The organism is Bradyrhizobium sp. Kon69 (assembly GCF_055807515.1).
Window position 1 is genome coordinate 104,691 of sequence record NZ_JBVVOS010000011.1, and the last position, 22,093, is coordinate 126,783.

24 protein-coding genes and 1 tRNA gene are annotated in these 22,093 nt (G+C 63.8%); 17 read left to right on the top strand and 8 right to left on the bottom strand.

The genetic code is table 11. The annotated features are described in order from the left end of the window. Nucleotides 1–3 precede the first annotated feature (3 nt). From AC0L3U_RS16650 to AC0L3U_RS16710, 13 genes are read left to right on the top strand one after another with little or no spacing between them, the layout of a single operon-like run. Nucleotides 4–615, top strand: coding sequence for an HAD family hydrolase (locus tag AC0L3U_RS16650; RefSeq protein ID WP_473362430.1), 612 nt, complete (start codon nucleotides 4–6; stop codon nucleotides 613–615). Next, nucleotides 612–1,640, top strand: a complete 1,029-nt coding sequence (locus tag AC0L3U_RS16655) for an aminoglycoside phosphotransferase family protein (RefSeq protein ID WP_473362431.1) — start codon at nucleotides 612–614, stop codon at nucleotides 1,638–1,640. Before AC0L3U_RS16650 ends, AC0L3U_RS16655 begins: the two co-directional genes overlap by 4 nt. After that, nucleotides 1,637–2,485 (top strand): transketolase, encoded by an 849-nt coding sequence (locus AC0L3U_RS16660; RefSeq protein WP_473362432.1) that lies wholly within the window; start codon nucleotides 1,637–1,639, stop codon nucleotides 2,483–2,485. Before AC0L3U_RS16655 ends, AC0L3U_RS16660 begins: the two co-directional genes overlap by 4 nt. Before the next feature lie 10 nt (nucleotides 2,486–2,495). Further along, the gene (locus AC0L3U_RS16665) at nucleotides 2,496–3,455 is read left to right on the top strand and encodes a transketolase family protein (protein WP_473362433.1); all 960 of its coding nucleotides are present in this window, start codon (nucleotides 2,496–2,498) and stop codon (nucleotides 3,453–3,455) included. A gap of 8 nt (nucleotides 3,456–3,463) precedes the next feature. Then, nucleotides 3,464–4,570, top strand: a complete 1,107-nt coding sequence (locus AC0L3U_RS16670; RefSeq protein WP_473362434.1) for a DegT/DnrJ/EryC1/StrS family aminotransferase — start codon at nucleotides 3,464–3,466, stop codon at nucleotides 4,568–4,570. Next, nucleotides 4,560–5,678: a DegT/DnrJ/EryC1/StrS family aminotransferase gene (locus tag AC0L3U_RS16675; RefSeq protein WP_473362435.1), complete on the top strand. Its 1,119-nt coding sequence runs from the start codon at nucleotides 4,560–4,562 to the stop codon at nucleotides 5,676–5,678. The genes AC0L3U_RS16670 and AC0L3U_RS16675 overlap by 11 nt, the downstream gene beginning before the upstream one ends. Next, nucleotides 5,675–6,481, top strand: a complete 807-nt coding sequence (locus AC0L3U_RS16680; RefSeq protein ID WP_473362436.1) for a sporadic carbohydrate cluster 2OG-Fe(II) oxygenase — start codon at nucleotides 5,675–5,677, stop codon at nucleotides 6,479–6,481. Before AC0L3U_RS16675 ends, AC0L3U_RS16680 begins: the two co-directional genes overlap by 4 nt. Then, entirely contained in the window at nucleotides 6,474–6,866 is a 393-nt protein-coding gene (locus AC0L3U_RS16685; RefSeq protein ID WP_247396583.1) for an LIC12192 family sporadic carbohydrate cluster protein, read from the top strand. The genes AC0L3U_RS16680 and AC0L3U_RS16685 overlap by 8 nt, the downstream gene beginning before the upstream one ends. Before the next feature lie 25 nt (nucleotides 6,867–6,891). Beyond that, nucleotides 6,892–7,557 carry a class I SAM-dependent methyltransferase gene (locus AC0L3U_RS16690; protein WP_473362437.1) on the top strand — a complete coding sequence of 222 codons (666 nt, stop codon included), beginning with the start codon at nucleotides 6,892–6,894 and terminating at the stop codon, nucleotides 7,555–7,557. After that, nucleotides 7,535–8,152, top strand: coding sequence for a WbuC family cupin fold metalloprotein (locus AC0L3U_RS16695; RefSeq protein ID WP_473362438.1), 618 nt, complete (start codon nucleotides 7,535–7,537; stop codon nucleotides 8,150–8,152). Before AC0L3U_RS16690 ends, AC0L3U_RS16695 begins: the two co-directional genes overlap by 23 nt. Beyond that, nucleotides 8,149–9,366, top strand: a complete 1,218-nt coding sequence (locus tag AC0L3U_RS16700; protein ID WP_473362439.1) for a class I SAM-dependent methyltransferase — start codon at nucleotides 8,149–8,151, stop codon at nucleotides 9,364–9,366. The genes AC0L3U_RS16695 and AC0L3U_RS16700 overlap by 4 nt, the downstream gene beginning before the upstream one ends. After that, nucleotides 9,359–10,564 (top strand): class I SAM-dependent methyltransferase, encoded by a 1,206-nt coding sequence (locus AC0L3U_RS16705; protein ID WP_473362440.1) that lies wholly within the window; start codon nucleotides 9,359–9,361, stop codon nucleotides 10,562–10,564. The genes AC0L3U_RS16700 and AC0L3U_RS16705 overlap by 8 nt, the downstream gene beginning before the upstream one ends. 3 nt (nucleotides 10,565–10,567) lie before the next feature. Continuing rightward, entirely contained in the window at nucleotides 10,568–11,602 is a 1,035-nt protein-coding gene (locus AC0L3U_RS16710; RefSeq protein ID WP_473362441.1) for a Gfo/Idh/MocA family protein, read from the top strand. Between the two features lie 71 nt (nucleotides 11,603–11,673). On the opposite strand, the gene AC0L3U_RS16715 is transcribed toward AC0L3U_RS16710, so the two are convergent. After that, a tRNA-Trp gene (locus AC0L3U_RS16715) sits at nucleotides 11,674–11,749 on the bottom strand. Between the two features lie 161 nt (nucleotides 11,750–11,910). Between AC0L3U_RS16715 and AC0L3U_RS16720 the strand changes: the two genes are divergently transcribed. Beyond that, complete coding sequence (locus AC0L3U_RS16720) at nucleotides 11,911–13,164, top strand: serine hydrolase domain-containing protein (protein WP_473362442.1); 1,254 nt, start codon at nucleotides 11,911–11,913, stop codon at nucleotides 13,162–13,164. A gap of 156 nt (nucleotides 13,165–13,320) precedes the next feature. On the opposite strand, the gene AC0L3U_RS16725 is transcribed toward AC0L3U_RS16720, so the two are convergent. Then, on the bottom strand, nucleotides 13,321–14,088 hold the full coding sequence (locus AC0L3U_RS16725; RefSeq protein WP_473362443.1) for an SDR family NAD(P)-dependent oxidoreductase: 768 nt from the start codon (nucleotides 14,086–14,088) through the stop codon (nucleotides 13,321–13,323). Between the two features lie 67 nt (nucleotides 14,089–14,155). Continuing rightward, nucleotides 14,156–14,854 carry a histidine phosphatase family protein gene (locus tag AC0L3U_RS16730; RefSeq protein WP_473362444.1) on the bottom strand — a complete coding sequence of 233 codons (699 nt, stop codon included), beginning with the start codon at nucleotides 14,852–14,854 and terminating at the stop codon, nucleotides 14,156–14,158. A 134-nt stretch (nucleotides 14,855–14,988) separates the two neighbouring features. Here AC0L3U_RS16730 and AC0L3U_RS16735 point away from each other — a divergent pair, with 134 nt between their 5' ends. Both AC0L3U_RS16735 and argE read left to right on the top strand, forming a co-directional pair. Then, nucleotides 14,989–15,774 (top strand): SDR family NAD(P)-dependent oxidoreductase, encoded by a 786-nt coding sequence (locus AC0L3U_RS16735; protein WP_473362445.1) that lies wholly within the window; start codon nucleotides 14,989–14,991, stop codon nucleotides 15,772–15,774. A gap of 374 nt (nucleotides 15,775–16,148) precedes the next feature. Next, on the top strand, nucleotides 16,149–17,327 hold the full coding sequence (gene argE, locus AC0L3U_RS16740) for an acetylornithine deacetylase (RefSeq protein ID WP_473362446.1): 1,179 nt from the start codon (nucleotides 16,149–16,151) through the stop codon (nucleotides 17,325–17,327). Nucleotides 17,328–17,468: 141 nt separating this feature from the next. On the opposite strand, the gene AC0L3U_RS16745 is transcribed toward argE, so the two are convergent. From AC0L3U_RS16745 to AC0L3U_RS16755, 3 genes are all read right to left on the bottom strand, one after another. Then, nucleotides 17,469–17,756, bottom strand: coding sequence for a tetratricopeptide repeat protein (locus AC0L3U_RS16745; RefSeq protein WP_473362447.1), 288 nt, complete (start codon nucleotides 17,754–17,756; stop codon nucleotides 17,469–17,471). Nucleotides 17,757–17,822: 66 nt separating this feature from the next. Beyond that, nucleotides 17,823–18,881 carry a phosphotransferase family protein gene (locus AC0L3U_RS16750; RefSeq protein ID WP_473362448.1) on the bottom strand — a complete coding sequence of 353 codons (1,059 nt, stop codon included), beginning with the start codon at nucleotides 18,879–18,881 and terminating at the stop codon, nucleotides 17,823–17,825. Between the two features lie 132 nt (nucleotides 18,882–19,013). After that, nucleotides 19,014–20,249 (bottom strand): acyl-CoA dehydrogenase family protein, encoded by a 1,236-nt coding sequence (locus AC0L3U_RS16755; RefSeq protein ID WP_275168169.1) that lies wholly within the window; start codon nucleotides 20,247–20,249, stop codon nucleotides 19,014–19,016. A gap of 214 nt (nucleotides 20,250–20,463) precedes the next feature. Between AC0L3U_RS16755 and AC0L3U_RS16760 the strand changes: the two genes are divergently transcribed. Then, nucleotides 20,464–21,126 carry a TetR/AcrR family transcriptional regulator gene (locus tag AC0L3U_RS16760; protein ID WP_473362449.1) on the top strand — a complete coding sequence of 221 codons (663 nt, stop codon included), beginning with the start codon at nucleotides 20,464–20,466 and terminating at the stop codon, nucleotides 21,124–21,126. 202 nt (nucleotides 21,127–21,328) lie between these two features. Here AC0L3U_RS16760 and AC0L3U_RS16765 read toward each other — a convergent pair whose 3' ends face one another. After that, nucleotides 21,329–21,721, bottom strand: a complete 393-nt coding sequence (locus tag AC0L3U_RS16765; protein ID WP_473362524.1) for a RidA family protein — start codon at nucleotides 21,719–21,721, stop codon at nucleotides 21,329–21,331. Between the two features lie 103 nt (nucleotides 21,722–21,824). After that, nucleotides 21,825–22,040, bottom strand: a complete 216-nt coding sequence (locus tag AC0L3U_RS16770) for a hypothetical protein (RefSeq protein WP_007602925.1) — start codon at nucleotides 22,038–22,040, stop codon at nucleotides 21,825–21,827. Nucleotides 22,041–22,093 lie beyond the last annotated feature (53 nt).

The window sequence follows — 22,093 nt, forward strand, 5'->3', positions numbered from 1 at the left end:
GGCGTGCGAATCGGCATCGATTTCGACAACACGATCATCTGCTACGACAAGGTCTTTGCCGCCGTCGCACGTCAGCGTGGGCTGGTGCCGGAAGGGTGGGAGGGGCTTAAGACCGACCTACGGGATCATCTCCGGTCCCGCGCGGGCGGCGAGCTCGCCTGGCAAGGACTGCAAGGCTTCGTCTACGGCAAGGGAATTGGCAGCGCCGAGATCTATCCCGGAGTCCGCGAATTCCTGGCGGCGTGCAAGCAGACCGGCGCGAAGGTCTGCATCGTCAGCCACAAGACCCGATTCGGTCATCAGGACCCCGACCGCACCGATCTGCGTGACGCCGCGCGCAGCTGGCTGCGGGGGGCCAACCTGGTCGACGCTGCGGATGCGGCGCTGGCTATCGGCGATGTCTATTTCGAGGACACACTGCCCGCCAAGGTCGAGAGGCTCGTGAGCCTGAAGCTCGACGTCTTCATCGATGACCTCGTCGACGTCTTCGAACAACCGCATTTTCCGAAGGCCACGCGATCGATCCTGTTCACGCAGTCGCAGCCGCCCCACCCCGAACACTGCAAGCCGATCGCGACATGGGCCGATATCCGCCGCGAGGTGTTTGCGGCATGAGCGAGACCGACATCACCGCGCCGGATGCGATGGCGATCGGCAGCCGCCTGGCCGGTGCGCGTGTTGCGTCCGCCCAGCCGGCACGATCCGGCGGCAACAACAGGGTGTTTCGGCTGGAGATGGCGGATGGACCGCCCCTCGCCCTCAAGCATTATCCCTCCGACGGACGCGATCGCCTGGGACAGGAGTATGATGCACTCTCGTTCCTGGCGCGCAGCGGCATCACGTCGACACCGCAGCCAGTCGCGAAGGACGCGGATGCGTTCTGCGCGCTGTACCAATGGTTCGACGGCGAGGCCGCGGTGCTGCGCCCCCAAGGCGACGATGCCGATCAGCTCGCCGATTTCCTCATCGCGCTGCAGAAGCTGCGCGAGGCCGAAGGTGCGCAGAATCTGCGGAACGCCTCAGCCAGCATCTTCTCGCCCGAGGCGGCCATCGCCCAGTACGAGCAGCGCCTGGACGCACTGAAGCGGGCCTCGGATGATCATCCCGATCTGCGTGCGTTTATCGAAGGCAGCCTGGTTCCCAGCATTGACGTCGCGATTCGGCAGCTCCGTCGGCGCTACGCGGAACTGGGCTGGGATCCAACGGCGGACCTTGCGCCCAGCCTTCGCGCGCTAAGTCCGTCCGATTTCGGACTGCACAACGCGTTGCGCGCCGAAGACGGGCGCTTGCGATTCATCGACTTCGAATATTTTGGCTGGGACGACCCGGTCAAGCTCGTCTCCGACACCGCCATTCACCCCGGCAGCGACCTGCCGGAAGCGAGCGCGAATCGCTTGATTGAACGGCTGTCACGCGCCTTCGAGGCGAGCGATGACGCGTTTGCGATCCGCCGTGACGTACTGTATCCTGTGTTCAAGGGAATCTGGTGCCTGATTGTCCTGAACGCCTATTTGCCGGACAGCCGCTCCCGGCGCGCAATGGCTGCGCAAGGTGGCGATGTTACGATCCGCCTCGCCGGTCAGCTCGACAAAGCCCGCCGGCTTCACCAGACGATTCGCCCAACCGATTTACCGAAGTGACCCAGATCTCGCCCTACGCCGAAGCCGCCCTCACCTGCACGCTGGACGAGCGTAGCCTTTATCTGCGCCGCCTGGTGCTCAGTTCTGTCCGCTCCGCGGGGCGCGGACATGTCGGTCCGGCATTGTCGCTGATCGAGATGGTCCGCGTGCTCTACGATGACGTGCTGCGGATCGATCCGAACAACCCGCGCGATCCGGCCCGCGACCGCGCGATCCTCAGCAAGGGGCACGGCTGTCTGGCACTCTATGCGCTGCTGGCCGATCGCGGCTTCTTTCCCTTGTCGGAGCTGGACGGCTTCTGCGGCCCCGACAGCATTCTGGGCGGACATCCCGAATACGGAATGGTGCCGGGGGTCGAGGCCTCGACGGGCGCGCTCGGACACGGCCTGTCGATCGGTGTCGGCCTCGCGCTCGCTGCGCGCATGCGCGAGCGCAGCTACCGCACCTTCGTCCTGCTTGGCGACGGCGAGATCAACGAGGGATCGGTTTGGGAAGCTGCCATGGGCGCGGCCAAGCACGGGCTCGACAATCTGGTCGCGCTGATCGACTACAACAAGCTGCAGAGCTACGGGCCCACCGATTACGTCCTGCCGCTGGAGCCGCTCGCGGACAAATGGCGCAGCTTCGGCTTTGCCGTCCAGGAGCTCAACGGCCACGACGTCGGCGCCCTGCGCACAGTCCTGAAGCAGGTCCCAGCCGTTCCGGGAAAACCCACCGCGATCATCTGCCATACCGTCAAGGGCAAGGGTCTGCCGGCCGCGGAATCCAACGCCGATTGGCATCACAAGAACAAGCTCACCGACAGCGAGCTCGACGCCATCCGCGTCGCCGTCGGGGATTTTTGATCGGGTCCTCATGCGCAACACCGCGATGAACATGGTCCACAAGCTCGCCGCGCGCGACGAGCGTGTGCTCTACATCGGCTCCGATCCCGGCGCAGGTACCTTGCGCGCGATGAGCAAGGAGTTTCCCAAGCGCCACCTGATCGAAGGCATTTCGGAAGCACACATCATCGGCATGTCGGCCGGTCTCGCGATGGAAGGCTTCGTGCCCTACGTCAACACCATCGCCACATTCCTCACCCGCCGCTGCTACGAGCAGGTCGCGGTCGATCTGTGCCTGCACAATCTGCCGGTGCGGCTGATCGCCAATGGCGGCGGGCTGGTTTACGCGCCGCTCGGCCCCACCCACCAGGCGATCGAGGACATCGCCATCATGCGGGCGCTGCCGAACATGACGGTGGTCTGCCCGTGCGATGCCGACGAGGCCGCGCGGCTGATGGAGCAAACGCTCGACTGGACCGGGCCGATCTACATCCGACTCGGCAAAGGTGGCGACGCCGTGGTCTCGAAGGCCGAGCACGGCTTTGAGATCGGCAAGGCCATCCTGATGCGCCCGCCCGGCGACGTCATCATGGTCACGACAGGCATCATGCTCCAGCGCGCACTCGCTGCGGCCGACCTGCTGGCAGCGCAAGGCATTCGCGCCGGCATCCTGCATATGCACACGGTCAAACCGCTCGACACCGAGGCGCTGCTGCAAGCGATCCGGGGCACCAGGCTCGTGGTGACGCTGGAGGAGCACGTGCCCTCGGGCGGCCTTGGCAGCGCGGTCGCGGAGGCGCTGATCGACAAGCTCGGCTCTGGCCTGCCCGCGATGCTGCGGTTGTCGCTGCCGGACCGGTTCATGCACAATTACGGATCGCAGGACTCGCTGCTGAAGAAGCACGGACTTTCCGCCGACGCCATTGCGACCGCGATCGCGCGCGCGCTCCCCGCCTCGCACACCTCCTCTCCTCAACTTCATTCCACCTGACGGGCCCCATGCACGACGTTCGATATTCCTATCTGCTCGAGCAATTCTCCGACCCGGCACCGATCCTGGCCGAGATCGGCCGACTGGTGGCGACCGGTGACTTCACCCTGGGCAAGCCAGTCGCGGAATTCGAACGGCGCTTTGCCGAGCTGATCGGCGTGCGTCACGCCATCGGCGTCGGATCGGGCACCGATGCGCTCAAGCTGCCGCTCAAAGCGCTCGGCATCGGCCATGGCGACGAGGTCGTCACGGCCGCCAACACCTTCATCGCCACCGTCGGCGCCATCGCGGAGACCGGCGCGACGCCGGTGCTGGTCGACTGCGACGACTCCTTCTGCATGAACGTCGACTACGTCGAAGCCGCGATCACCGAGAAGACCAAGGCGATCATGCCGGTTCAGTTGACCGGCGAGGTCACCGACATGGGCAAGCTGATGGCGATCGCCCAGCGTCACAACATCCCCGTCGTCGAGGATTCCTGCCAGGGCATCCTGTCGGAGTTCGCGGGAAAACGGTCCGGCACCCACGGTATCGCGGCCGGCTTCTCTCTGCATCCGCTCAAGAACCTCAACGTCTGGGGCGATGCCGGTGTCGTCGTCACCAATGACGACGGGATGAACGAGCGACTTCGTCTGATCCGCAACCACGGCATGAAGAATCGCGACGAGATCGCGATCCTCGGCTGCAATTCGCGGCTCGATTCCCTCCAGGCGGTCGTCGGCAACTGGCTGATCGGCCAGACCAGCGAGATCACGCGCCGTCGGATCGAGAACGCGGCCTATTATGATGCGGGCCTTGCCGGCCTGCCCGGGCTGCGCATTCCGCCGCGCCGGCCCAACGTCAAGCACGTCTACCATCTCTACATGGTGTTCGCCGAGCGTCGCGACGAGCTCTACAAATACTGCCTGGACAACGGCATCGAAGCGAAGATCCACTATCCCATCCCGCTGTACCAGCAGGAAGGCCTCAAGCACCTCGGCTACGCGCCGGGCACCTTCCCGGTCACCGACCGCCACGCCCAGGAAGTCATCAGCTTCCCCGTCGACCAGCATCTGACGCGCGCCCAGCAGGACCGCGTCATCGAGATCGTTCGGAAGTTCTGCCATGGACGCTGACACCGGCCGCCGGCGCATTGGTTACGTCAATCTTCCCGCGCAATTCGAGGAAGAGCGCGTTGAGATCATGCAGGCGATCGAGGGCGTGTTCCGGCGCGGCGATTTCATCGGCGGCGCGGCCGTTACGAAGCTCGAAGAGGAGCTCGCCACCTATCTCGGCTCGCCGCATGTGGTGACGCTGAATTCCGGCACCGATGCGCTGATCCTGTCGTTGCGGGCTCTCAACATCGGTCCCGGCGACGAGGTGATCACCCCGCCGAATTCGTTCGTGGCGTCGACCGCAGCCATCATCGCCGTTGGCGCCACGCCAGTATTTGCGGACGTGCTGCCGGACCAGAATATCGATCCGGCCGCGGTCGAGGCCGCCGTCACCTCGCGGACCAGGGCGATCATGCCGGTGCACCTGACCGGGCGCATGGCCGACATGAACCCGCTGATGGCGATTGCGGCCAAGCACGCTCTCGCCGTGATCGAGGACAGCGCACAGGCCGTCGGCTCGACCTATGACGGGCGGATGAGCGGGACCATCGGAACGTTCGGCTGCTTCTCCGCCCACCCGCTGAAGAACCTCAATGCCGCCGGCGACGCCGGCTTCGTCGTCACCGCCGACGCCGAGCTTGCAGCGAGAATTCGCCGCCTGCGCAATCACGGCCTGATCAATCGCAGTGACGTTCAGGAATGGGGCATCGTGTCACGCCTCGACACAGTCCAGGCCGAGGTGCTCCGGATTCGCTTGCGTCACCTGCCCTCTGTCATCGAACGCCGGCGCCGCAACGCCGCGCAATACCGCGCTGAGCTCGCCGGCCTTCCCCTGTTCATCCCGGTTTGCCGCAACATCGAGTACAACACCTTCCACACCTTCGTCGTGCAGACGGACCGTCGCGACGACCTCCAGAAATATCTTGCCGACAAGGGCATCGAGACCGCGATCCACTATCCGGTACCGATCCATCTCCAGGAGGCGGCGGCGCATCTGGGTCACGGTCACGGCGCGTTCCCGGTGACCGAGCGGCAGGCGGATCAGATCCTCACGCTTCCCATCAACCAGTTCCTCTCTGCGTCGGATATCAGCTATGTTTGCGCGACCGCCCGGGAGTATTTTGCATGACGGACACGGCTTTCCTCGAGGCCGACGAGCAGGAACTGGCGCAACGCTTCATCGACGACGGATTCGTCACCACGCCGGCCGACGATCGCGCCGGGCTCGACCGGATCCAGCGGCGCGCCGCCGAGCTCGCGGCGGACTATCTGAAGCTGCCACACGGCAACGACCCCTACGCGATGCTCGACACCATCCACACGCGGGTGAGCGTGGATGATCTCAACGGCCTGCGGCTGCACGTCTTCAACGGTCTCAACGCCGAGCCCTGGTTCCGGCCGACCTATTTCCGTCTGGCGCGCTCGACGATCGAGACCATCGTCGGCAACGAGCTCTGCATGCAGCGACGCGTCAATCTCAGCATCCAGCTGCCGGGCGACGATTCGTCGCTGCTCGCCACCCATTCCGACGTCTGGTCTGGCGACTCGCCGTTCGAGGTCGTGGTGTGGGTACCGCTGGTCGACGTCCACCGCACCAAATCGATGTATCTGCTGCCGCCGTCCCTGAACGGCGACATGCAGGACCGGATGGCCAGCCTGCGCAGCGCCGAGGAACTCTACCAGACCATCAAGCCGCACGCGACGTTCATCGAGATACCCTACGGTCACGTGATGCTGTTCAACCAGACCCTGATGCACGGCAATCGCGTCAACGAGGAAGCCGGCTCGCGCTGGAGCATGAACTGCCGCTTCAAGAGCATCATGTCGCCCTATGCGGACAAACGATTCGGCGAATTCTTCGAACCGATCTTGCTGCGTCCGGCGACACGCGTCGGCATGCAATACAAGCTCCCGGGAGGCTTCCATGGCTGAGCGAGCCGGCCATCGCGGCTATATCGGCGCCCGGCCGCTGAACGGCAGCCGCACCCCGCAGCACGTCCAGAACATCGTGATCCGCGACTATGCGCGGCGGAAGAATCTGCATTATCTGCTCAGCGCCGCCGAGCACACCATGCCCGGCAGCTACATGGTGCTCGAGGACATCCTGGACGAGCTGCCGCGGTTGCGCGGCCTGATTCTCTACAGCATCTTCATGCTGCCGCCCGACGAGGCACGGCGGCGGGAGATCTATGACCGCGTGCTGAGCGAGGGCTGCGACCTGCACGCGGCCGTCGAGGAGATCACGCTGTCCTCGCGCGACAACATCCAGGCCGTCGAGGACATCCTGCTCGTCAACAAATTCGCGACCATCCTGTGACGATGCCGCGGACCGGTTGAGGACAATGGCCGAGATCAACCTGCTCCAGCCGATGCACGCATCGACCAAGCGGAACTACGTTCAGCGGGTCGTCGAGCACGACAAGGCGGAATCCGCCACTGTCGCGCGGCAATGGGGACACGACTACTGGGACGGCGATCGCCGCTATGGCTACGGCGGTTACCGCTACGACGGACGATGGCGCCCGCTCGCGCAGACCCTGATCGACCGCTATGGCGTCAAATCAGGGATGAGCGTGCTCGATGTCGGCTGCGGCAAGGGCTATCTGCTCTACGAATTCACCCAGCTCGTACCCGGCCTCACCATCGCCGGCATCGACATCTCGGATTATGGCATCGCCAACGCCAAGGAGGAGGTGCGACCGCAATTGAAGGTCGGCAGCGCCGTCGAGCTCCCCTACCCCGACCACAGCTTCGATCTCGTGGTGTCGCTCGGCGTGCTCCACAATCTTCCGCTCGAGGACGTCTTCCGCGCCGTGTCGGAGATCGAGCGCGTGGGACGCGGCGCCTCGAAATATCTGATGGTGGAATCGTTCCGCGACGAGCGCGAGAAGGCGAACCTGCTCTACTGGCAGCTCACCTGCCTGAGTTTCCATGGTCCGGAGACGTGGGCCTGGATCTACGACAAATGCGGCTACCGGGGCGACCATGGGTTCATCTTCTTCGAATGAAGCAACGGGCCTGCGCCGGCCGGCCTCGTTGCGGGCGCAAAATCCCGAAGTGTATTATTCGGACGACGCTATCGTCACGGCGGACGATGCCACGATCGCGGAGCTGAAGCGCATCGCCGCAGGCAATCCGCGTCTGCGTAGCCGGCTGTGCACGCATCCCGATCCTTCGTCCGGCCTGCACGAGATGCTGATCGTGCATCACCGCGAGGCCTATGTGCGGCCTCACAAGCATTTTGGCAAACCTGAATCGTTTCACCTGATCGAGGGCACAGCGCAGGTCGTGATCTTCGAGGACGACGGCCGCATTCGCGACGTGCTCGAGATGGCGCCGTACGGCCGGGGCGCGCTTTGCTATTACCGGATGCCCGAGCAGGTGTTTCACTCGATCCTGATCACCTCGGAGTGGCTGGTGTTTCACGAAACCACCGCCGGTCCGTTCGATCCCTCCCGCACGGCGTTTCCCGACTGGGCACCGGATGGCGGCGATGCCGCGGAAGTGCAGGTCTATGTCGCTAGGACCGGTGCGCTCGCCGCGGAGCATCTGGCCCATCGCCATGCTTCACGAGCCATTCCAGCAGAGGTTCCTATTCGATGACTGATCATTGCCGCCTCTGCCATTCGACCAATTTGCGCCCGGTCATCGACCTCGGACAGATGCCGATAGCGCATCGGCTTCGGCACAGCCGCGACGAACAGGACGAACGGTATCCGTTCGAGGTGTTCGCCTGCGGCGAATGCGGCCTGCCCCAGATCGTCAAGCCGATCGATCCCGACATTCTGTACCGGCAGTTCAACTACAATTTCAGCAGCTGGAAGCCGGAGCCGCACCAGGTCGACGAGCTCGACACCATCGCCAAATTCTCGGCCCACCAATCCGTGTTCGAGATCGGATGCAACGACGGCCTGTTCATGGACAGGCTTCGCGAACGCGGTGCGAAGGTTTTGGTGGGCGTCGAGCCCAACCCGGTGTCCGGCAAGATCGCCCGCGAACGCGGCATCAAGGTCTATGCCGACATGATCAGCCCGGCGCTGTGTCACGATGCGGTCGCGGAGGCCGGCAAGTTCGACCTCGTCGTCTCGCGCCAGGTGCTGGAGCACATCGTCGATTTCGAGAACTTTTTCGACTGCGTGAAAATCGCGCTGCGCGATGACGGGCTGCTGTTCATCGACGTGCCTGATTTCGCGCCCGGCTCGACGGCGGGTGATCTCTCGGTCCTGTGGGAGGAGCACGTCAGCTACTTCACTGAGCCGACGCTGCTCGCGCTGCTGGCGCGCCACGGCTTCGAGTCGGTCTCGGTGAAGAAATACAATTTCAGCGGCGGCAGCCTCGCGATCGCAGCGAGACGCGCCGCGCGCGACGTGACGGCCCCACCCGCGCCGTCCGGCGTCGGCGAGAAATTCGGTCGGCGCGCCAGGGAGTACGGCGCGCGTCTTCGCCCGATCCTCGCCAAGGCCCGCGCCAACGGTGCCGAGATCGCCATCTACGGCGCCGGCTGCCGCGCCTGCACCTTCACCAATGCCCATGAACTCGCGGATCTCGTCGACCTCTCGGTCGACGACCAGAAGGAGCGCCAGGGCTTGTTTCTGCCCGGCACCGGCATTCCGATCCGCCCGCCGGAGGACCTTGCCGGCAAGTCGGAGCCGCTCGTCTGTCTTCTGGCGGTGAACCAGGAGAACGAAGACAAGGTCGGCAGCCGGCTGCGCGAAAACGTGAAGCGTCCGCTCCACATCGTTTCGATCTTCGCGCCATCGGACATCTGGAGCGAGCTCGATCGCCTCGAGGCCGCCGCAGGGTCGCGGCATGGCTGAGGACAAGCTCTTCAACTATTACGAACGTCAGGACGTCCTGCCGACGTTCGGCAATTTCAAATCCGCCGCCGAACTCGAAGCCTATGCCGGCCTGCGGCGTGAGTTGTTTTCCGACAAGCTGGTGCTGCCGCCGCGGTTGTTCCGCGACGCAGACGTGCTCGAATTCGGCCCTGATTCCGGCGAGAACGCGCTGGTGTTCGCCAGTTGGGGCGCAAACATGACGCTTGCCGAGCCGAACCGGCATGCGCACGCGAAAATCCAGGCTTACTTCGCGCATTTCAGCCAGGCCCAACGTCTCCGCGAACTCGTATCGTTCGACGTCGAAGGATTTCACAGCGATCGTCGTTTCGACATCATCGATGCCGAAGGATTTATCTACACGGTGCAGCCGACTGAAAATTGGCTCGGCATCTTTCACCGGCTGCTCAATCCGGACGGTTACGCCGTCGTTTCCTACTACGAGCGCTACGGCGGCTTCTTCGAGCTCGCGCTCAAGGCGATTCATGCGGCCGGCAAGGCACTGACGGGCCGTCCCGGACTCGAAACGGCGAAGCTGCTGTTCGATGCGAAATGGAACAGCATCCCGCACACGCGCAGCTTCGAATCCTGGCTGATGGACGTGCTCGAAAATCCTTTCGTCCGGCACCGCTACTTCCTCGACGCGGGCGCCTTGTGCACGGCGGCGCACGAGCAGGGATTCGATATCCATTCGGCTTGGCCCGCTTATCGCGACAGCCTGGACGTCTACTGGCACAAGAAGGTCCTGTCCGACGACGAGAAGCTGCGGCGCGCGACGCGCCACCTCGGCCGCAGCCGTCTGAGCTTTCTCGGCGGACGGAAGCTCTATCTGGCCGGCAAGACCGAAGCGGTCGAGGCGATCTCGGCTTCGATCGAGACACTGGTTGTCGATGTCGATGCGATGATCGACGATCCCTTCGGCGCCAGCCTGCCCCGTGTGATCGCAAGCCTCGCTTCGCTGCGCGAGACGATACCGGCGACGGACATTCTTGCCGACGATGCGTCCGACATCGACGCCATCATTGCGACCCTCGACAGTTTCCATCGTATCTTTGTCGCGATCGGGCGGCGGGACGTGTCCACAGTCACCGCCCTCACCCAATCCGATCAGGCGTTCATCAACACCTGGGGACAGCCGGCGCATTTCCTCGTTCTCCGGAAACGCTTCGAGGGGTCCTAGCAAGTGAGGCCAGGCATTGGCATCATCGGAACGGGCATGGTCGGTCAGATGTGCCACCTCGCCAATTTCGCCGCCAACCCCACCTGCCGCGTTGTCGCGATTGCGGATCTCAGGCCTGATCTCGCCGGCGCAGCGGCGGAGAAATTCGACATCGCGCGGGTCTACGGCACGCACCGGGAATTGCTGGCGGACAGCGAGGTGTCGGCCGTTGTCGTCGTGACGAAGCGTCGCGCCACCGGCCCGATCGTGCTGGATGCGTTGAACAGCGGCCGCCATGTGCTGTCGGAAAAGCCGATGGCCTACACCACGGCTCAGGCCGTCTCACTGGCCGAGGCGGCGCGACGGCACAACCTCGTCTACAGCATCGGCTACATGAAGCGTCACGACGCTGGGGTGGCGCGCGCGATGGCCGAGTTGGCGCGCCTGCGAGCGGATCAATCGCTTGGACGCATTGTCGGCGCGCGCGGCTGGTGCTTCGGCGGCAACACTGGCCGGTCGCAGGACAATTTCGTCATGACCGGCGAAGTGCGGCCGGACGGGCTCGAGCTCTGGCAGGACGGCCCCGACTGGATGCCGGGCGCGATGCGACCCGGCTACGACAATTTTCTGAACGTGTTCAGCCATATCATCAACCTCGCGCGCTACGTGCTCGGATCGTCACCGACAGTTGCGGAAAGCACCGTCGAGACCTCGGGCGCGGCGACCGTGACACTCGACTTCCACGGCGTCGCCTGCACGCTGCAACTCGCGAATGGATCCGAAGGCGTCTGGCGCGAGGGGCTGAGCATCGAATTCGAGCGGGGCAAGCTGACCATCGAACTGCCCCCGCCTTTTGCCGAGCAAGAGGCGGAGGTCATCCTCGATCAGCAAGGACAACGCACGCAATTGCCGCGCGACACGAGCTGGGCGTTTCGGCGTCAAGCCGATGCATTCGTCGCCGATATGGTGGAACAGAGGACGCCGCTGGCGTCCGGCGCAGAGTCCGTGGCCGACATCGCCCTTGCGGAGGCGATCTGGCAACGGCAGATCATCGCCTAGGGCTCACGCCATCCAGCAATATCCGGCCGATGGCTGATCGCCCGTGTCCTGGGTTAAGTGATTGATTTCGCTGGCAGGAGTGGCAGGGCTCGAACCTGCGACCCCCGGTTTTGGAGACCGGTGCTCTACCAATTGAGCTACACTCCTACGACCCAGCGTTGCCGCCCGGATCAGGCCGCTTTGAAGCACAGGGGGCGGCCGGATTGCAAGGCCGGATTGCAAGGGTGAAGCGCGCTGGCTTCGCTTGTTTGTGCCGCGCCTTCTGGGCCACAGTCCGCTCCGAACAATAATAAGCACCGGGAGTGCCCATGACTGCCCAAGCCTCTGCGACTGCCCAAGCGTCCGCGACAGCCGCCCACCGCCCCTCGACCGCGCCGAAAACCCCGCCTCTGCCGGAATCCCGCCCCGAGACGCTCGGGCTGTCGCGCCCTCGCCTCCAGGCCATGTCGGATGCCTTCAAGCGCGAGATCGACAAGGGAACCGTTCCGGGCGTCACAGTGCTGGTGGCACGGCACGGTCAGGTCGGCTGGTTCGAGGCCCTCGGCAGACAGAGCCCGACCGGCGCAGCGCCGATGGCGCATGATTCGATCTTCCGTATCTTCTCGATGACCAAGCCGATCGTGTCGGTCGGCATCATGACGCTGGTCGAGGACGGCCACCTGATTCTTGCCGACCTCGTCGCTAAATTCATCCCGGAGTTCGCCGACCAGAAGGTCGGCGTGGTCAGCAGCGGCAAGCTGGAACTGGTTCCGCCGAAACGCCCGATGACGGTGCAAGACCTGCTCCGCCACACCTCTGGCCTGACCTACGAGCACCAGGGCGACGGCCCCGTGCACAAGCTCTACCAGGAGTCCCGCGTCCGCAGCCGCAAGATCACCAATGCCGAGCACGCCGCCTTGGTGGCGAGCTTCCCGCTGGTCTGCCATCCCGGCGACGAGTTCAACTACAGCCGCTCCACTGACATCCTCGGTCGCATCATCGAGGTGGTCAGCGGCAAGTCGCTCGGCACGTACCTCGCTGAGCGCATTCTAACGCCCTTGCAGATGGCCGAGACTGGCTTTGCGACAGCCGAGGCCAATGCCGGCCGGCTCGCCGAGCCGTTCGCGGCCGATCCCTGGACCGGCGACAAGGTCGCGCTGTTCAACATGCTCGAGCAGCCAATCATGGAGTCCGGCGGCGGCGGCCTCGTCTCCACCACCATGGACTATGCTCGCTTCGCACTGATGCTGCGCAATGGCGGCACGCTCGACGGCAACAGGATCATCGGCCGCAAGACGCTGGAGCTGATGGCCTCCGATCATCTCGGACCTCACGTCGTGACCAACGGCACTCTGCTGTCACCCGGCCATGGTTTCGGCCTCGGCTTCGCGGTGCGCCGCGAGGCCGGCATCGCGCCCTTCCCCGGCAGCGTCGGCCAGTTTTTCTGGAGCGGCATTGCGGGGACGTTCTTCTGGATCGATCCGAAGGAGGATCTGTTCGTCGTGTTCATGAGCCAGGGCCCGGGGCAGCGCGATTTTACGCGAACGCTGGTGCGGGATCTGGTGTACGCGGCGGTGGATTGAGGGCTTCGCCTGGTCGCAGCGTCGCACCTCCACACTTGCTGTCATGCCCCGCGAAGGCGGGGCATCCAGTACTCCGCAGCGGCAATTGGTTCACACGACTACAGCCGCGGAGTACTGGATCGTCCGCCTTCGCGGACGATGACACCTACTGGGGCCTCAACTGATCGTGGCGCCGCCGTCGATCACCATGGTCTGGCCGGTCATGAAGTCGCCGGCCTTCGAGCCCAGGAACACCGCGGCGCCCGCGATCTCGTCGGGGACGCCGATGCGCAGCAGCGGCGAACGCGCGGTCGAGGCTTTCAAATTCTCCGGATTGTCCCACAAGGCTTTCGCAAAATCGGTCTTGATCAGGCCGGGCGCGATGCAGTTCACGCGGATGTTGTGCGGGCCGTATTCGCAGGCCAAATTCCGCGCGAGCTGCATGTCGGCTGCCTTCGAGATCGCGTAGGCGCCGAGGATGGTCGAGCCTTTCAGGCCGCCGATCGAGGACACGATGATGATCGAGCCGTCCTTGCGCTCGATCATCTGCGGCACCACCATCGAGATCAGCCAGTTGTTGGCGACGATGTTGTTGTCCAGAATCTTCCTGAACTGATCGTCGGAGATGCCGGCGAGCGGGCCGTAATACGGGTTCGACGCGGCGTTGCAGACCAGCACGTCGATCTTGCCGAAGGCGCGGTTGCTCTCGTCGATGAGGTTTTGCAGGTTTTCCTTCGAGGAAATGTTGGCGGCGATCGCCAGCGCCGTGCCCTTGCCGAATTTGTCGTTGATGCCCTTCGCGACCTGGTCGCAAACGTCGGCCTTGCGCGAGGAGATCACCACCTTGGCGCCGTGCTCGGCCATGCGCTCGGCGATCGCAAGCCCGATGCCGCGCGTCGAGCCGGTGATGACGGCGACTTTCCCCTTCATGTCGAACAAGGTCATGTTTCTCTCCCAGAGTGCGTTTTGATGGCTTGAAACTTACGCCGCGTCCGCCCGACCAGGCAATTGCTCAGGCGAGCTTCTTGACTTCCGGTCCCGCGGGTTGATGCATCGCCGCATGCGCGTCGTCCGCGATCCACGGCTGCTGGTTCACCATTGGCAGCCGCCAGACACTGCGTTCTGGGCTTGCGAAATAGTCGAGCCGCGTCACCGAACAATTGTCGATATCGAACGCGAGCCCCCGCTCCGGCTGATCGTCGAGCGCCAGCCCCAGCGCCGCCTTGATGGTGCCGCCATGCGCGACGGCGATCACGTCCTGCCCGGCTGCCTCATTGTTGATCCGCTCGATGGTGCGGCGGGCACGGTTGTAGAGGTCCATGAAGCTTTCGCCGCCGGGCGCAGGCTCGTTGATATCGGCAAACCAGCTCGAGCCGACGGGACGGCTGGCGATGAACTCGGCGCGGTTCATGCCCTGCCAGCGGCCGAGATTTTGTTCGGCGAGGTCCGCTTCCCATGTCATCGATGCGGGCCTCGGGAAGCCGGCCGCCCAGATCGCTTCGGCGGTCTGATGCGTGCGCATCAGGTTGCTCGAATACCAGACCGCCTTGCGTGGCAGCACCTTGGCAACAGCATTGAAGACGTAGGTATCGCTGGTGTCGCAGGCGAGATCGGACTGACCGTAGATGTTGCCGCCGTCATTGCGCACGGGCGCGTGACGGACCCACCACCAGCGTGTCGTGACCACTTTGGGCTTGTCTGCACCTGCCATCGAAACCCTTCCATCCCGTTTGATGTCGCTGTACGTCAGTAGCGAACGTGTCTCAAGACACTTTACCGTTTGAAATCTTGTTTGAAATTCCGTCGCGCGGCAAGCGTCGCGTGCGAACCAAAGGGAGAAACCGCATGGGCCGTCTGCAAGGCAAATCCGTCATCATCACCGGTGCCGGCAGCGGCATCGGCCGCGCGGCCGCGCTGCTGTTCACCAAAGAAGGCGCCAAGCTGATCGCGGTCGATCGCACCGAGGCAGTGAAGGAGACAGTCGAGGAAGTGAAGAAGGCCGGCGGTGTCGCGGAAGCCATGATGGCGGACGCCGGCTCCGAACAGGACGTCATCGCCGTGATCGATAAGGCGGTGAAGACGCACGGCCTGCTCGACGTGATCTGGGCCAATGCCGGCGTCTCCGGCGGACTCGTTCCGCTCGGCGAGCAGACCGTCGAGCAATGGCAGGAGGTCTTGCGCATCAATCTGATCGGGCCGTTTCTCGCGGTGAAGCATGCGATGCCGCACATGGTGAAGCAGCAGTCCGGCGCGATCGTGCTGACCGCGTCCGTAGCGGGCCTCAAGGCCGGCGCCAGCGGTCACCCCTATGCCGCGAGCAAGGCCGGCGTCATCTCCCTGGTGCAGACCACGGCGTATTCGCTCACCGGCACCGGCGTGCGCATCAACGCGGTGTGCCCGGGCCTGATCGAGACCGGCATGACCAAGCCGATCTTCGACCGCGCCAAGGAGCGCGGTACCGCCGACAAGATCGGCCAGCTCAATCCGCTCAAGCGCCCCGGCCAGCCGCACGAGCTCGCCGCGATGGGATTGTTCTTGGCCAGCGACGAGGCGTCGTATGTCAACGGCCAGGCCTTCCCGGTGGACGGTGGCCTCACGGCGTCGATGCCGTATACGGGGAAGCCGGTTTAGCAGGCGGGTTCTCGTGTCGCGGACGCGCCGCAACGTTCTTGGCGTTGCGCAGCGTCCGCGGCAGGAGACAGGAGTTTTGTCGCGCAACTGCTTCAGCACCGTCATTGCGAGCGCAGCGGCGCAGCGAAGCAATTCAGAGTCTTTCCGCGGCCGCCCAGCGTTGACCGACAATTGGAGTGTTTTGCCCGACGGGCAATGCAAGGTCTTGTAGCCCGGATGAGCGAAGCGACATCCGGGATTCCTACCACGAGCTGTCCCGGGTATCGCTTCGCTCACCCGGGCTACCGGTCTGCGTTGATTTGCTCTACCAGAGGCGGCGTTGGTATGGTTCGTGCAAGCATCTCAGCTTCCATCCCCCTGACAAGAACGTGACAATGCCAAGCTCAAGACCCGACCGTATTCGCAAGCTGCTCGCCGACCTCGTCGGCTTCGACACGATCAGCGATCGCTCCAACCTGCCCCTGATCGCGCATATCGAGAGCTATCTCGCCACGCTCGACGTCAAGAGCGAGCGCATCGTTGACGAGACCGGACAGAAGGCCTCGCTCTGGGTTACGATCGGGCCGGAGGACCGCCCCGGCCTCGTCCTGTCCGGACATACCGACGTCGTGCCCGTCATCGGCCAGGACTGGAGCCACGATCCGTTCAAGCTGGTCGAGCGCGACGGCAGGCTCTATGGCCGCGGCACTACCGACATGAAGGGATTCGTCGCGGTGTGCCTCGCCATGGTGCCGGAGATGCTGGAAGCGAAGCTCGCAACACCGATCCATCTCGCTATCTCGTATGACGAGGAGATCGGCTGCGTCGGCGTGCGGCCGATGCTGCGCGAGGTCGCGAAGAAACGGATCAAGCCGCTCGGCGCCTTCATCGGCGAGCCGACGGAGATGAAGGTCATCATCGGGCACAAGGGCAAGCATGGCGTGCGCGCGACGTTCAAGGGGCTCGCCCGCCACTCCTCGATCGCGCCTGACGGAGTCAACGCCATCGAATACGCCGCCGAGCTGATCGTCGAGATTCGACGGCGCGCCGTGGCGCTCGCAGCCGTGCGAGCGGCCGACAGCCTCTACGACGTCCCGCACTCGACGCTGCTCACCAGCATCGTCCATGGCGGCGCCGCGCTGAACATCGTGCCCGACACTTGCACGGTCGATTTCGAATGCCGCGGCATCGGCATCACCGAATCGCGCGAGGTTACGGATGCGATCGTCGCCTGGGCCAAGGCGGAGATCGAACCCGCGATGAAAGCCAGACATCCGGAGTGCGGAATCGATTTCGAGGAGATCCTCGACTATCCCGCGCTCGACACCGCCGCCGACGCGGCCATTGTCACGCTGGCCAAGAGCCTCGCAGGGCGCAACGACCACGCCAAGGTAGCGTTCGGCACCGAGGCAAGCCTGTTCGCCAGCATGGCCGATATCCCGTCGGTGGTGATTGGCCCCGGCTCGATCGCACAGGCGCACACGCCGGACGAGTTCGTGGAAATGGCAGAGCTGGAGAAATGCGCAAGCTTCGTGGAGAAGCTGATCGCGCATTGCGTGAAGGCCACGTCGTAGGCGGTACCGTAGGGTGGGCAAAGCGGAAGCGTGCCCACCATTGTCGCCGCGGTCCTGGAGAGATGGTGGGCACAGCGCTACGCGCTTTTGCCCACCCTACGAAATCTGTCATGCCCTACGAAGCGCGAGACAACGATGTGACTACGACTTGCCACCGTGAAGATGCAGAAACGAGGCGAGACCACCGATGAAGATCGAGTTCGCCGGCTCATAGCTCAATGCTCTGCGGTAGCACTCCTCGGCAAGGGTAAGCTCGCCTAAATCTTCGTAACAGCAAGCAAGACCGTACAATGCCGTTCCGTGCTCCCAGTCCGGATTCTGCGCTACGATCTCAGCGTAAAGGACGGCGGCTTCCTTCAGGTGCCCCGCATTCATGGCACCGAGCGCGCGTCGTTCTAGCTCCAGCAGCTCGATAGCTGTACGGGCCAAATGTGATCCTGGGTCGGAAACTTACATCGCAACTAGGCGCAGCCGCCGGCCGCGCCTTCGGAGTCCTTAAACCGCGCCGGCCTTCTGTGCGTATTCCCATGACGCTTTCGACAGCGGCACGGTGCGCTTGGCTGACTCCAGCGCCTTGGCATTCGCCGCGGTGCCATCGCGGACGCGGCCAGCGATGCCTTGCGTGATGCCGGCGAGGCGGAACAGGTTGTAAGCAAAATACCAGTTGAGATCAGGCACCGTCATCTTGGTGACGTTGCAATAGATCTGCGCGGCCTCTTCCACGCTCGGAATGTTCAGCGCCTTGAGGTCGGCGCCGTCCAGGCCGGGCATCACCCACTGCATCAGCAGATAGGTGAAGTCGGCCATGGGATCGCCGAGCGTCGACAATTCCCAATCGAGCACGGCTTGCACGCGCGGTTCCGTCGCATGGAAAATCATGTTGTCGAGGCGATAGTCGCCGTGGACGATAGAGACGCGCGCCTGCTCCGGCACGGTCTTCGGCAACCATTCGGCGACCTTCTCGAACTCCGGAATGGTCTGGGTCTCGGACGCGCGGTACTGCTTGGTCCAGCGGTCGATCTGGCGCGCGAAATAATTGCCAGGCTTGCCGAAGTCGCCAAGACCGATTGCGACGGGATCGAACATATGGAGCTTGGCCAGCGTCTCGATCTTGCTGGTGAAGATCTTTTTACGGTCTTCCGGCGTCTGGCTCGGTAGCGTCGGATCCCAGAACACCCGGCCGTCTTCCATCGACATGATGTAGAACGCTGAACCGATGATGCTGTCGTCCTGGCACAGCGCATAGGCCTTCGCGACCGGAAAGCCCTGCTTTCCCAGCGCCGCGATCACCCGATATTCGCGATCGACCGCATGCGCCGACGGCAACAATTTGCCGAACGGCTTTCGGCGCATCACATAGGAGCGGTTCGGCGTATCGAGCCGGTAGGTCGGGTTGGACTGGCCACCCCTAAACTGGAGCACGACCAACGGGCCCTCATAGCCTTCGACGTTGTCGCGCATCCAGGCTTCGAGCCGCATCTCGTCGATACGATGACGCTCCTCGACGGGCTTGGTGCCCGAGAATTCTTCGTCTTTCCTGACGCCGTCAGCCACGATGACGCTCCCTCTTCAGTCCGGACATGATCCTAATCGGTAACCCCCAGCGCACTTGCGTCAAGCGGTCATCGGATCACGGATCATGCCCTGTCGTTTCTTCAAATCGGGAGCGCCAGCATGCTCTCCCGCTTAATGACTGGAAGAGTTTGCATACTTCCGAACCTCGAGCCTGGCAATGGCGCGATTGTGCACCTCGTCCGGGCCGTCGGCGAGACGGAGTGTGCGGATGTGGGCATAGTCCTTGGCAAGGCCGGCTTCGTCCGAGACGCCTGCACCGCCGAAGGCCTGGATCGCCTCGTCGATGATCTTCAGCGCCATGTTGGGGGCTGCGACCTTGATCATGGCGATCTCCGCCTGCGCGGTCTTGTTGCCGACCTTGTCCATCATGTCGGCGGCCTTGAGGCACAACAGCCGCGTCATCTCGATATTGGTGCGGGCTTCGCCGATGCGCTGCTCCCACACCGAATGCTCGACGATCCGCTTGCCGAAGGCCGTGCGCGAGGTGAGCCGCTTCACCATTTTCTCCAGCGCCTCCTCGGCCTTGCCGATGGTGCGCATGCAGTGATGAATACGGCCCGGACCGAGGCGGCCCTGCGCGATCTCGAAGCCGCGGCCTTCGCCGAGCAGGATGTTCTCCTTCGGCACCCGCACGTTCTCGAGCAGCACCTGGGCATGGCCATGCGGCGCGTCGTCGAAGCCGAACACGGGCAGCATCTTCTCGACCTTGATGCCGGGGGTGTCGAGCGGAACCAGGATCTGCGACTGCTGCTGGTGCTTGGCCGCCTTGAAATCGGTCTTGCCCATCAGGATCGCGATCTTGCAGCGGGGATCGCCGACGCCGGACGACCACCATTTGCGGCCGTTGATGACGTAGTGATCGCCGTCGCGCGCGATGCTGGTCTCGATGTTGGTGGCGTCAGACGAGGCCACGGCCGGCTCCGTCATCAGGAAGGCGGAGCGGATCTCGCCATCCATCAGCGGACGCAGCCATTTGCGCTTCTGCTCCTTGGAGCCGTAGCGCATGAACACTTCCATGTTGCCGGTGTCGGGCGCGGAACAATTGAAGACTTCCGAAGCCCAGGAGATGTGGCCCATCTGCTCGGAAAGCAGCGCGTATTCGAGATTGGTCAGTCCCGCGCCACGGAATTCGTCATCCTCATGCTCGTTGGGCGGCATGAACATGTTCCAGAGACCTTCGGCCTTCGCCTTCTTCTTGAGATCCTCGAGCACCGGGATCACCTTCCAGCGCTCGCCGCTGCGATCCTGCTCATCATAGACCGGCACCGCCGGACGCACGTGCTTGGCCATGAAGGACTGCACGCGGTCGAGCCATTCCTTCTGCTTCGGCGACAGATCGAAATCCATGGGACGCTCCTCGTTGTCTCTTTGCGAACTTGTTTTGCGCCGGACTGTCCACCCGCATTGTGCGACCCGCAAGTGCGAATGCGCGGCTTGCGGACGCTCCGGAACCGGTTCGCGCATTTGCGAACGAGTCCCGATTGCGGATTGACTTTCCCGGCCTTCAAACGATAGTTTCATACAACTGTTTGAATTGCAACTCCCTCCCCGAGGGGCTTCCATGGCCAGCGATCATACCCGGACTGCCATTCTCGCCGCCGCCGAACGGCTCTATGCCGATCGCGGGTTCGGCGACGTGACGCTGCGCGACATCGTCGCGGAGGCCAATGTCAATCTCGCGGCGGTGAACTATCATTTCGGCTCCAAGGACGAGTTGATCGCGGAGCTGTTCGTGACACGCTCGATCGCCACCAACCGCGAGCGTTTGCGCGAATTGAAGGCGGCGGAAGAACAAGGCGGCGGCCGTGCGCCGATCGAAATGATCCTGCATGCCCTGGTCGGCCCGACGCTGCGCGGCTGCCTTGGCCCCGAGAACCAGCGCTCGAGCGCGGCACGCTTCATGATCCGCGCCTCGATCGAATCCGTGCCCCCGATCCGCCGCATCAAGAACCGCGAGATCGACCATTTGCGGAAATTCGCCGGCGCGATGCGAAGGTCCCTGCCCGATCGCAGCGACGTCGATATCTACTGGGGCCTGAATTTCGCGCTCGCCATGGCGCACCACACCATCCGCGAGAGCGAGCGGCTGACGAAATTATCGGAAGGCAAATGCGATCTCGACGACGTCGAAGACGTGGTCGCCCGCGTGGTCAGCGTGGCGACGATGGCGCTGACGGCGGGCCGGACAGAGGCGAAGGCGCCGTCAAAGGTGGCGGCACGCTAACACAACTCGTTGCCGCACTGACGGTGCGCTCCCTCGCCCCGTTCTTACGGGGAGAGGGTTGGGGTGAGGGGTCTCTCTCCGCGTATGAGATCGTCGAGGGACCTGTACCCCCTCACCCGGATCGCACCGGACGATGCTTCGCATCGCCGAGGCGATCCGACCTCTCCCCGCAAGCGGGCCGAGGTAAGTAAGCGCGTTAACCTCACATCATCGCGATGCAGTCGATCTCGACGTCGAAGGGGCCGAACCATTCCGGCGTGCAGACGAAGATCCGCGCCGGCGGATCGTGCGGGAAATAGCGCGCATAGACGGCGTTGAACGCGGCGAAGTGTTTTGTCGAGGTGCAATAGACGTTGCATTTCATGACGTTGTCGAGGCTCGCGCCCGCCGTCTGAATGCACAGCTTCATCTGCTCCATGATCAGTTCGCTCTGCCGTTCGATCGGTACATCCGCGATCTCGCCCGTCTCGGGGTCGAACGGCGGCAGGCCGGCGACGAAGATCATGTTGCCGGCGCGCGTGACCGGCGAGACCGGGGCGTTCCGGCGGTCGAGGAACGTCGAGATCGGTTCGACGCGGAGCGCTTCGCGTTTCATTCCGTTCATGGGCGGCCACCTTCGGTTCAAGCGAGATGACGGCTTGCTACATCATCTTGCAGCCGCCATGCCTCGCTTCCGATCGAAGTGTGATCGCCGCCGCCTAGGCGTGCTGCGGCATCTCCTCGGCCTCTTCCTTGGCAAGCAGCAGCAGCATCTCGATGCCCATGTCGCCTTCCTGCGGCGAGCGGATGAACTTTATTTCGTCGGCGCTTTGCCGCAACGCGGCAACGATCGCGACGGCCTGATTGGCCGTTGCCGCCTCGGTCGCCAGAATTGCCTTCTGGTTCTTGGCCTGAAACCCGATCGTGTAGGACATGCGTTCCCTCCCGGACTGAGTGGACCGATCGAATCTGAGTCGCGCGCGGAGCG